The following is a 12,115-nucleotide window of genomic DNA, read 5'->3' as shown; positions in this document are numbered from 1 at the left end:
CGCGGCTTTGCCTGCATTTTTTCAGCAAGGCCCGCTGTTTTTCTGCAAGGGGTTGCAAAAAGCCCGGCCTTCGCCGGGCTTTTCGCTTTATCTTGCCGTCAAACGGTTCAGGCCGACTTCTTCTTGTCGTCGTCCTCGTCGATTTCCTCGAAATCGGCGTCCACAACGTCACTGTCCTTGGCGGCGTCCGCCTTGGCGTCGGCTTCCGCCGCTTCCTTCTGCGAAGCCTCGTACATGGCCTGGCCAAGCTTCATCGAAGCCTCGGCAAGCGCCTGGCTCTTGGCTTCGATGTCGGCCGGGTCGTCGCCTTCGGTCGCGGTCTTAAGCGCCGCGATCGCGTCGGAGATCGCCGTGCGCTCGCCTTCCGAAACCTTGTCGCCATATTCCTTCAGTGACTTCTCCGAGGAATGCAGCAGCGCTTCGGCCTGGTTGCGGGCCTCGACCAGCGCACGCCGCTTCTTGTCGGTCTCGGCATTGGCCTCGGCGTCCTTGACCATCTTCTCGATGTCGGCGTCCGAAAGACCGCCCGATGCCTGGATGCGGATCTGGTGCTCCTTGCCGGTGCCCTTGTCCTTGGCCGAAACGTTGACGATGCCGTTGGCGTCGATATCGAAGGTGACCTCGATCTGCGGCACGCCGCGCGGCGCCGGCGGAATGCCGACCAGGTCGAACTGGCCGAGCGCCTTGTTGTCGGCGGCCATTTCACGCTCACCCTGGAAGACCCGGATGGTCACGGCCGACTGTGAGTCCTCGGCCGTCGAGAACACCTGACTCTTCTTGGTCGGGATCGTCGTGTTGCGCTCGATCAGGCGGGTGAACACGCCACCCAGCGTCTCGATGCCGAGCGACAGCGGCGTCACGTCGAGCAACAGCACGTCCTTGACGTCGCCCTGCAGCACGCCGGCCTGGATGGCGGCGCCGAGAGCAACGACTTCATCCGGATTGACGCCCTTGTGCGGCTCCTTGCCGAAGAACTGCTTCACGATCTCCTGGATCTTGGGCATGCGGGTCATGCCGCCGACCAGGACGACTTCGTCGATCTCGCCGGCCTTCAGGCCGGCATCCTTGAGCGCCGCCTTGCAAGGGGCAATCGTGCGCTGGACCAGGTCGTCGACCAGCTGCTCGAACTTGGCGCGCGTCAGCTTCAGCGTCAGGTGCTTCGGCCCGGTCGCGTCGGCGGTGATGAAGGGCAGGTTGATCTCGGTCTGGGTGGTCGACGACAGCTCGATCTTGGCCTTTTCAGCCGCCTCCTTGAGGCGCTGCAGGGCAAGCTTGTCGTTCTTCAGGTCGATACCCTGTTCCTTCTTGAACTCGGCCGCCAGGTATTCGACCAGGCGCATGTCGAAATCCTCGCCGCCGAGGAAGGTGTCGCCATTGGTCGACTTGACCTCGAACACGCCGTCGCCGATTTCGAGCACCGAAATATCGAACGTGCCGCCGCCAAGGTCATAGACGGCAATGGTCTTGCCTTCCTTCTTGTCGAGGCCATAGGCAAGCGCTGCCGCGGTCGGCTCGTTGATGATGCGCAGCACTTCGAGGCCGGCGATCTTGCCGGCGTCCTTGGTCGCCTGGCGCTGGGCGTCGTTGAAATAGGCTGGAACGGTGATGACCGCCTTCTCGACCTTTTCGCCGAGATAGGCTTCCGCCGTCTCCTTCATCTTCTGCAGGATCATGGCCGAAATCTGCGAGGGCGACTGCTTCCTGCCGCCGGCCTCGACCCAGGCATCGCCATTGTCGCCCTTGACGATCTTGTAGGGGACAAGCTTCTTGTCCTTCTCCGTCACCGGATCGTCATAGCGGCGGCCGATCAGGCGCTTGACCGCGAAGATGGTGTTTTCAGGATTGGTGACCGCCTGGCGCTTGGCCGGCTGGCCGACCAGACGTTCGTCGTCGCCCGAGATGGCGACGATGGAAGGCGTCGTGCGCGCGCCTTCCGCATTCTCGATTACCTTCGGCTCCTTGCCATCCATGATGGCGATGCAGGAGTTGGTGGTGCCGAGATCGATACCGATTACTTTTGCCATTTTTCTAGTCTCTCCGCTAAGCAGGCTCTCAGGACCCGTACAGGCGTTCCGACGAAAGCCCCTGTTCACAAGAAATCCCGTTCCGGCAACCGGCATTCCGGCGCCGAACGGCTTGGCGCGTATATAAGAACAGGCGGCATCGCGCGCAAGCATTCTGCGCAAGGCTTCCATGAACCTTTCCACCTCCGCCCGCGACTGATCTCCAGGTGCCGCATGGTGCGGCCCGGAAAGGAAGCCCCCATGACCAATAACCCAGAGGCTCTGCGGTCTCCGGGAACAACAGGAGCTCGGCGCGACCAACGCCTTCGGGACGAGGTCGATGCGCTGGGCTTCCCGCTGATTCCGTTGACCCTGCGTAAGAGCAGGCGTATCGTGATTTTGAGGAAAGCAGACAATTCGATCAGGGAAGAACGAGCCGGACCGCCGCGCCTTGCCCTGATTTGCGCGGCCAGACCCGACGTTCTCCCGTCGACTACGGGGGTAGTGTCATGTCTCGCATCCGCGGCTCGTTCGTGTCGTCTCTTGATGGCGGCTTGCGCCGCGCTGTGCATCCAGGCGGGTTGCTGGCGCTGGCACTCGGCCTGTGGCTGGGCGCCGCCCAGGCGCAGGAAACCCGGATCATCTATCCCGGTTCGATGGCGGTGACCGGGTTTTCCGGCACCGTCATTCCCAATTTCGACCCCCCTGATTCCGAAAAAGGGGGCCTGCCGCCCGGCGTCGATCCGGTCGACGAAACCTTCATCGACACCACGCGCGCCACCTTGCGCGTGTTCGACGTCTCGCATCTGGGCGGCCCGGCCTCCGGGCAACTGGTCAACACCCCGCCGCCCCTCGAGGTGACGGCGGAGCAGATCGGCCAGGTGTTCGGCGTCACCTATGATGACGGCGTGCGCGACGGCGTTCCATCGGGCATTCCCAATCTCTATGCCGGCGCCACCTCGCTGCACGGCATCCGTATCGTCACCCTTGACGCCGATGATGACGGCCGCCCCGAGCGGCAACGCCGCGGCGCGGCCGGCGCCACCTTCATGGACGGCCAGTTCGGCACCGAAAACGGTGGCGGGCCGGGCACCATCTGGAAAATCGACGGCATCACCGGCCAGGTCTCCAAGTTTGCCGACATCGACACCAACAGCGGTCCCGGTATCGGCAATCTCACCTTCGACGCCGCTCATCGCCAGTTCTTCGCTTCCGATCTCGACACCGGCCTGATCCATCGCATCGATGCCACCGGTACGCTGATCGACAGCTTCGACCACGGCGTTGCCGGGCGCCCGGCGCATGGGCTAGCTCCGATCGCCGACGATGGTTCGGTGATGGACATACAGGGTGCGGCTTTCGACAGCGAAGACCCCGACAGCTGGGGCTACACGCAGGACGAGCGCCGCATCTGGGCCGTCTCCTATCATGGCGGCCGGCTTTATTATTCGGTCGGTGAAAAGTCTGAAATCTGGTCGGTGGGCATTGCCCGCAACGGCAGTTTTGCCGGCGACCCGCGTTGGGAACTGACGGTCAAGGCCGACAAGGACTACGCCGTCACCGACATCGCCTTCGACAACAGCGGCTTCATGTACCTGGCCCAGCGCGGCCCGGTCGAGAACCGCTACGATTACAGCCAGTTCGCCGATTCCGGCAAGGGCGAGGTCATCCGCTACTTCAGAGAGAACCCGGACGATCCGGAAACGGAATCGGTCTGGGTCGAAGTGCCGCAGGAATATGCGGTCGGCTTCCCGCAGGGCAACCGGCAGTCGGCCGGCGGTCTCGACCTGCAGTATGGCTATGATTCCGACGGCACTCTCGACACATCGGTCTGCACGCAGACGCTGGTCAACACCGGCGACAAATTGCGCGACAATCCGGCTCTCGCCGAACAGCTCGCCGCCGGCGGGCCGCTCGCCGTGCACGGCGTGCAGATCACGCCGAAAGAGCTGGTCAAGCCGGCCAATGTGCCGCCCTTCGGCTCCTGGTTCGTCGACTTCGACGGCTATTTCGAAGACCCGGCGGTCGAGGGTCATGTCGGCGACGTTGCCGTCTGGCATCCTTGCGAGGGCCGCGCCGGCTATTATGAAGAAATCCCGGGCGGCTACCTGCCCCCCTTCTACCCGCCGGACTTCCCACCGCCCGGCAATCTGCCTCCGTGCATCGATGTCGAGGATATCAGGTATTACTGTACGCCTCGCGGCCTCCAGGCCGATCTCTATCTCCATGACCGTGCCGGCTTCGGCGGCGATTCGATAAAGGCCCAACCTTCGAATGAGACAAAGTCCAGGACGCCAGGCGTCGGGGTGACATCATCCCAGTCGCATGCGCCCGGCCAGCCTTACACGATCGACATTACTGGCCACTATCCGGGCGACAGAGTGGATGTTGGACTTTGCTTCTACAGGAAGTCCGACAAGGACAAGGGTGGCTACTACCCTTGCTGCAAGATGATCTTGCCGCTCCGAACCCCAGCCGTCAGCTGCGAACGTTGAGGAGGGGAAGATGAAAAATCTCGCACTCTCCCCATTCGCAACCAACACTCAAGAAACCATCGTGGAGACGATCATGAAACCCCTGTCATACGCCAGGCGCGGCGCGCGCTGGCTGATGGCGGCCGGTATCGCGGTCGCCATGCTAACCCCGGTGCAAGGCTTTGCGGAAGGCGCTGCCCCGATCACCCCGGAGCTGAAGCTCGATCTCGACAGTTCGCGCGTCATCACTCCGAGGCCCGACCGGGTCGTGCCCTTCTTCACCAAGAAAGGCACTCAACGAGGCTGCGACTACGTCGTCTATTCGCTGAGCTTCGGCCTGCGCGGCGATCCGCAGGGCCTTGCCGACCCGAGCCTTGAGGCCAGGCTGAAGAAGGTCCGGGTCGACTTCAAGGACCAGCTTCCGCACGGCCTTGAGATCGTCAACGTCAATGTGTCCGGCGACGGCACGGATTCATCCGGCGGACCACTGCCGGGCGCGACGATCAGCACCTCGGCGGGTCCCAACGATACCGCTGTTGTTTCAGACTTCCGCATCTCCACTTCCGATCTCGACGGCGCCGGCGCTCCCAACGAGCGCGTCATCAACTTCAAGATCACGGCCAAGATCGATCATGCGGCATTTCCCGCGCCGACGATCGTCGACAACCAGGGGATGATCAAGGTGACCGCCGGACCGGGCACCGGGACCATCATCCCGTCGCAGGATCCGAGCAAGCCCGACGACGGCGATTTCAAGACCGGCGTGAAGACCTCGATCAAGATCGACGTCACCAAGTGCAACCCACCGCCGCCACCTCCCGGCAAGGAATGCTTCAAGGTGGAACGCGGCACGGTCGATTGCGTGCCCGGCGGCGGTGCCTTCATCTACCACATGCCGGTCGGCCCGGAGATGGGCGGCAAATGGGTGCAGGTTTCGACGACCACATCAGGCATCACCATCATCCCCGACACGCAACTGGTGCCGGCGGGCGGCGGTGTGCTCAACTGGAAGATCGTCGGCGCATCGCCCGGCGACGTCATCCACCTCATCGTCACCGGCATCGAAACCTATGCCGGTCCGAAGGAAGGCTGGGGCCTGTGCTGCACGCAGACCATCGACATCGTCATCCCGCGTGACCAGAGGTGCCCGCCCAAGGACAAGGAGCCCGACCTCAAGGTTGAGAAACGCGCCGACGTGACGCGTTGCACGATGGGCGGCGGCTGCGACTTCACCATCAGGGTCACCAATGTCGGCACCAGTGCCTACCACGGCAAGATCGTGCTCGACGAGGTGACGCTGCCGGCCGGCTCGACACTCGATTCAGGGCCCAATCCGCCCTGGGTCTGCGTACCCGGCACCACCCCTATGATTTGCACCCATCCGGTGACCACGCTCAATCCGGGGGCCTCCGTCGACCTCAAGCTCGGCTTCAAGCCGGCCGGAGGCTGGCAAGGCAGCGTCTTGCGCAACTGCGCCACCTATAATTACGGCGCCAGCGACAAGCCACTGTTCGGCAGCCAGTCGAACGACCGCGGCTGTGCCTCGATCCCGGTCTGCCGACGTGGCGACCGTGACCGCGACTGCCGGCCGCCGGTCGAAAAGAAGGTCGACCTGATCCTGAAGAAGCGTGCCCGTATCCCGGTCTGCACGGCCGACGGCATCTGCTACTTCGTGATCGACATCATCAACAACGGCAGCGCCACCTACAATGGACCGCTGACGGTCATCGACAATTATCCCGGCGGCGCGCCAGCCTCCTCGACCTTCGGCCCGAGCCCGCCATGGACCTGCGCACCAACCGGCCCCGGGCTGTTCCGCTGCGACAATGCGGGCATCTCGCTGCCTCCGGGCGGCTCGACGCCGATCGTCGTCAAGGCGGTCATGCCGGCCGGCTACCAGTCGGACACTGTCGAGAATTGCGCGACGGTGAAGCCCATCCCCGGTGAAAACGATCTCACCAACAACAAGGCCTGCGCAAAGGAACGCTTCCGTCATCCCAATGGCGGCAAGCCGACCTTGCGCATCACCAAGGTGTGCAACGGCTCGCTCGCCGGCGCTGCGGTCATCTCTTGCCGCATCACCGTCATCAGCCTTGGCACCGCTGCCCCCACCGGCCCGGTGCGGGTCAACGATGCCGCCACGCTGGTTGCCGGCGGCGCGCCTGTCCAGATCCAAACCGTCACCCCTGACGGTGCGGAATGGGCGTGTGGACCGGTTCCGGCCAACGCGCTGTCGTGCCAGATTCCCGGTGCCGTCATGGTACCTGGAACCAGCCGCCACTTCGACGTGACGGTCTCGGCCAATGGCGCGTTCGAAAACTGCGCGCGCGGCTCCTATGGGCCGGCACCGGGCGACGACGTCGTCTATCCCTTTGGCCAGGCCTGCGCCAAGGGCGGCGGTTCTTCGACCATCCGTGTCGAAAAGACCGGCGACCGTGAATGCAGGCTCGGCCAACCCTGTTCGTTCGAGATCACCATCACCAATGACGGAACGACCCCCTTCTCCGGGCCGGTCCGCATTGGCGATGCGATCGGCGTGGAGGGTCTCGGCAGGCTGGAAGGCGTTGAGATCACGTCGATCGATCCGCCCTTTGGCTGTTCGCCGGAACCGGCAATCTTGCCACTGTCCTGCATTGCCAATTTGTCGCTCGGCGCCGGCGAAAGCCGGGTGCACCATGTCACCGTGGTCATTCCCGACGACGGTCGCCTGGCCAATCTGCAGGGCAATGTCAGCGGCCAGAACTGCGTCGGCGTGCTCTCTCCCGACACACGGGTGCAAGGCGGTGGCGACGTGCTTTCCGACGACCAGGCCAACATCGAGGGCGATCGCGGCAAGGCCTATGCCTGCCATCCCTTCACCATTGGCCAGGAGACGCAGAAGGAATGCTCGCAAGGCTTCGTCATGAACGATGCCGGCCGCTGCGTTTGCCCGGAAGGCACCACCTACCGCAACGGCCAGTGCTCGCCGGGCGGTGGTATCGTGCCGAAGCCGGAACAGCCGAAGCGCTGTGTGCTGCTCGAAGGCCAGATCCGCACCGAGGACGGCCGTTGCGTCTGCCCACGCGGAACCGGGCTCGAGAACGGCAGATGTGTCAGGACCGACAAGCCCGAGCAGTGCACCATCCGTGGCCAGGTCCACAATGCGGATGGCGATTGTGTCTGCCCCAGGGGAACCGAGATCAGGGGCAATGCCTGCCGCCCGATCCAGCCAAAGCCTGAGCAGTGCACGATCCGTGGTCAGGTTCACGACGCCGATGGAGACTGCGTCTGCCCGAGAGGGACCGAGGTGCGCAATGGTGCCTGCCGCCCGATCCGGCCAAAGCCTGAGCAGTGCATCATCCGTGGTCAGATCCACGACGCGGATGGCGATTGTGTCTGCCCAAGGGGTACCGAGGTCAGAAACGGCGCCTGCCGTCCGATCCGGCCAAAGCCTGAGCAGTGCACGATCCGTGGTCAGGTCCACGACGCCAACGGCATTTGTGTCTGCCCGAGGGGTACCGAGGTGCGGGGCAATGCCTGCCGGCGCAAGCAGCCGACGCAGGAGCAATGCGACATACGCGGCCAGGTCCACAACAAGCGCGGCGAGTGTGTCTGCCCGCGTGGGACGCAGGTGATCAACGGCGCATGCCGCAAGCCCAGACAGGAGGTGGAATGCGCACCGGGCTCGCAGATGATCAACGGCCAATGCCAGCCGATCATCAGGCGGCGCTGCCCGGAAGGCACGATCGGGCGCTATCCGAACTGCCGGCCCGTCCGCGGACAACCGTCGCTGGAGCTCAACCCCGGCCTGCTGCTGCAGCAGGTACTGCCACGGAGCAGGCCGCAGGTCGAACAGCGGCAGGATCCGGCTCAAGACAGAATCCTGAAGCTCCAGCAGCAATAACCACTGCTCGACACGAGACCAGAAACCCGCCGGAGCAATTCGGCGGGTTTTTCTTCGTAGCTGTGGGGGCAAGCGGGAATTGGCCGCACGTGATCGGGGATGCTGGCACGTCAGCCTGCGCGGTGCCCGCGCCTGCACCCTCGACAAGTCGGCTGTGGCACATTAGGCAGTCGATAGGGTGGCCGAACGAGAAGGACACTCGGAAAGGCCGCACCCATGAGCAGAAAGACCCTGATTGCACCATCGGTGCTGGCGTCGGATTTTTCCAAACTCGGCGATGAGGTCGAAGCGGTGGCGGCGGCCGGCGCCGACTGGATCCATCTTGATGTTATGGACGGGCATTTCGTGCCCAACATCACCTTTGGCCCGCCGGTGATCAAGGCGATCCGCAACCGCACCAAGGCCTTCTTCGACTGCCATCTGATGATTGCCCCGGCCGACCCCTATCTGGCCGCTTTCGCCGAGGCCGGCTGCGACGGTTTGACCGTCCATGCCGAGGCCGGCCCGCATCTTGACCGCTCGCTGCAGACCATCAGGAACCTTGGCAAGAAGGCCGGTGTGTCGCTCAATCCGGCGACGCCGGAAAGCGTGGTCGAATATGTGCTCGACCGGCTCGACCTGATCCTGATCATGACCGTCAATCCGGGCTTCGGCGGCCAGGCCTTCATCCCGGCGGTTGTCGACAAGGTGAAGCGGGTCAAGGCCCTGATCGGCGGCCGGCCGATCCGCATCGAGATCGACGGCGGTGTTTCAGCCGAAACCGCGCCGCTGGTCACCGCTGCCGGCGCCGACGTGCTGGTGGCGGGCGCCTACATCTTCAAGGGCGGCAGCGTCGAGGCTTATCGCCAGAACATCCAGGCGATCAGGACGGCAGCCGACAACGCAGCCGGCTGACCGGCGGTGTTCCCGCGGTCGGCCCGACATGCCGGCTAAGGTTCTGGTCCCGGGCGGGGCTTGTGAATATCTGATGCGTAACGGCATCGGGCTGAGCGGTTGCCTGATTCGGTCTCAAGGTCCGCCGGCCTATGCCCAAAGCAGACAGTTGATCTCGCGCGCATACAAAAGAACAGAAAGACAGATTCTCCTGCGTGCATACAAAACATGTTAAGTTTCCACAGGTTGTGAAAATGCGCGGAATTACAGCATTGCACTCCGGAATGCCGCATATTCCTTTGTGCTAAAGTACAATAACGTGATCTTCTGCTTGAGCAGGCGAATGCTCGCGCTGTATGGTACAAGTACGAGACGGCGGATGCTTTCAGACTCGAATCGCCCAGGCCAAGTCTTGGGGACAAGGAGTCGCTATGACATACGGAGCTGCCAATCTGAACGACGACGCTGCGGGACCGAAGAGCACGCTTGCCAGTACGGTCTATCAGCAATTGCGGGACGATCTTCTCGGCGGTGTCCTTGAAACCGAGAGCAAACTGCGGGTCGAATGGGTTGTCTCCAAATATGGGGCCGGCGCCTCACCTGTCCGCGAGGCTCTCAATCGCCTCGCCTCGGAAGGACTTCTCGGCCGGCACGACCAGCGCGGCTTCTTCATCATGCCGGTCAGTGCGCCGGAACTCGAAGAGCTGACGCGCACCCGCTGCTGGCTCGAGGAGCGGGCGCTTCGCGAATCCATCGTCCACCGCACCGCCGAATGGGAAGAACAACTCGTGCTGGCGCTGCATCGCCTGGGCCGTGCGTCACGTTTTTCGCCGCAGAACCTCGTCTCGCTCAATCCCGATTGGGAGAGGCTGCATCGCATCTTTCACAGGGTGCTGATTTCGGCCTGCCGGTCGCAATGGCTGGTGGGGTTTTGCGACCAGCTCTCCGATCACGCCTATCGCTACCGGCAAATGGCCAATGATGGCGAAGGCGTCCAGCGCGACGATTTCGGCGAGCATCGCCTGATCGCCGAATGTGCCCTGGACGGCAATGCCGACGGTGCCGTCGAGGCACTGCTCAACCACTACCGGTTGACTGCCGCCATGTGCATGAAGCGCTTCGAGCAGGACGACGAAACGAAGGAACTCGCCGGCAAACGCGCTCGGCGATAGCAGTCGTTTCCTGGCGGGTCTCTTGCGCTCGTTTCTTGCGCTCAGCCTGCGTGGAGAGCGGCTGGCGTGAACTGCTGTCGGCGGGCTTGACGGCGCGGCCAAGAACCGCGAACTCTCGCCGCCGAGGCATGCCGCGACAGGCGCATGCTCAGCGCCGTAGCACCCCAGGAAGTCTTCATGAGCAATCATCTGTTCGATGCGTTCCGGTCCCGGATGCCGGCGCCAGCGCGCTTGCTGATGGAGACCGATGATGGCCGCTTGCTCACCTATGGCGATATGCTGGCCCGCTCTGCGCAGCTTGCGCATGCGCTCTTGCAACTGGATGTCGAACCCGGTGACCGCATTGCCGTGCAGGTCGAGAAGAGCCCGGAAGCGGTCATGCTCTATCTCGCCTGCTTGCGAGCCGGCGCCGTCTTCCTGCCGCTCAACACCGCCTATACGCTGGCCGAGCTGGAGTATTTCTTCGGCGACGCGGAACCACGCCTGGTCGTCTGCGATCCGGCAAGAGCGGCCGATATCGGCGCGCTGGCGGAAAAGACGGGCGCCGTCACCGTCACGCTCGGCCGCGACGGCCGGGGATCGCTGACCGACCAGGCCTCGCGGCTGCCGACGGATTTTCATGACGTGGCGCGCGGGTCGGATGACCTCGCGGCAATCCTCTACACGTCGGGAACCACCGGCCGTTCGAAAGGCGCCATGCTCAGCCACGAGAACCTTGCTTCGAACGCGCGCGTGCTGGTCGAGCACTGGCGTTTCACTGGAGACGACGTGCTGATCCACGCATTGCCGATCTTCCACACGCACGGCCTGTTCGTCGCCACCAATGTCGTCCTGATGGCCGGCGCCTCGATGCTGTTCGAGCAGAAGTTCGATCCGGCCCGCATCGTCTCGCTGATGCCGCGTGCCACGGCCCTGATGGGCGTGCCGACCTTCTACGTGCGCCTGCTGCAGCAGGATGGGCTGGCCCATGAGGCGGCAAAAAACATCCGTGTGTTCATTTCCGGCTCGGCGCCGCTTTTGGCCGAGACGCACAAGGCCTGGCGCGAGCGCACCGGCCACGCGATCCTCGAACGCTACGGCATGACCGAGACCAACATGAACACCTCGAACCCCTATGAGGGCGAGCGGCGCGCCGGTACGGTCGGGTTCCCCTTGCCCGGCGTCACGCTTCGCATCGCCGATCCCGACAGCGGCGCAGCACTTGCGCAGGGTGAGGTCGGCATGATCGAGGTCAAAGGCCCCAACGTCTTCGGCGGCTATTGGCGTATGCCGGAGAAGACCAAGGCGGAATTCCGCGCCGACGGTTTTTTCATCACCGGCGATCTCGGTATGGTCGACGCCGACGGCTACGTCCACATTGTCGGCCGCGGCAAGGACCTGATCATATCGGGCGGCTACAATATCTATCCGAAGGAACTCGAAAGCGAGATCGACGCGCTCGACGGGGTTAGCGAAAGCGCCGTCATCGGCGTTGCCCATCCGGATTTCGGCGAAGGCGTCACCGCCGTCGTCGTGCGTGCGCCGTCATCGCCGATCACCGATGCCGAAATTCTCGGCGCCATCGCCGGGCGGGTGGCGAAATACAAGCACCCGAAGCGGGTGATCTTCGTCGATGAACTGCCGCGCAACACCATGGGCAAGGTACAGAAGAACCTGCTGCGCGACACCTACAAGGACATATACGCATCATAGTTGCGCTGGGGCAGGGGC

General features: G+C 63.6%; 6 protein-coding genes. 5 read left to right on the top strand and 1 reads right to left on the bottom strand.

The annotated features are described in order from the left end of the window. Positions 1 to 107: 107 nt before the first annotated feature. Positions 108 to 2,024, bottom strand: a complete 1,917-nt coding sequence (dnaK, locus tag NKI69_RS08475; RefSeq protein WP_023810872.1) for a molecular chaperone DnaK — start codon at positions 2,022 to 2,024, stop codon at positions 108 to 110. A gap of 488 nt (positions 2,025 to 2,512) precedes the next feature. On the opposite strand from dnaK, the gene NKI69_RS08470 reads away from it, so the two are divergent. From NKI69_RS08470 to NKI69_RS08450, 5 genes are all read left to right on the top strand, one after another. Further along, the gene (locus NKI69_RS08470) at positions 2,513 to 4,498 is read left to right on the top strand and encodes a hypothetical protein (RefSeq protein ID WP_352720945.1); all 1,986 of its coding nucleotides are present in this window, start codon (positions 2,513 to 2,515) and stop codon (positions 4,496 to 4,498) included. Positions 4,499 to 4,508: 10 nt separating this feature from the next. Continuing rightward, entirely contained in the window at positions 4,509 to 8,360 is a 3,852-nt protein-coding gene (locus NKI69_RS08465; RefSeq protein WP_352720943.1) for a DUF7929 domain-containing protein, read from the top strand. A 216-nt stretch (positions 8,361 to 8,576) separates the two neighbouring features. Then, positions 8,577 to 9,254: a ribulose-phosphate 3-epimerase gene (gene rpe, locus NKI69_RS08460; RefSeq protein ID WP_352553280.1), complete on the top strand. Its 678-nt coding sequence runs from the start codon at positions 8,577 to 8,579 to the stop codon at positions 9,252 to 9,254. Between the two features lie 410 nt (positions 9,255 to 9,664). Then, positions 9,665 to 10,405, top strand: a complete 741-nt coding sequence (locus tag NKI69_RS08455) for a GntR family transcriptional regulator (protein ID WP_128305144.1) — start codon at positions 9,665 to 9,667, stop codon at positions 10,403 to 10,405. 177 nt (positions 10,406 to 10,582) lie between these two features. Next, on the top strand, positions 10,583 to 12,097 hold the full coding sequence (locus NKI69_RS08450; protein ID WP_352720939.1) for a malonate--CoA ligase: 1,515 nt from the start codon (positions 10,583 to 10,585) through the stop codon (positions 12,095 to 12,097). Positions 12,098 to 12,115 lie beyond the last annotated feature (18 nt).

The sequence above is a fragment of the Mesorhizobium sp. M0491 genome, assembly GCF_040321265.1.
Lineage (GTDB): Bacteria > Pseudomonadota > Alphaproteobacteria > Rhizobiales > Rhizobiaceae > Mesorhizobium.
This window is presented reverse-complemented; position numbering and strand designations above follow the sequence as displayed.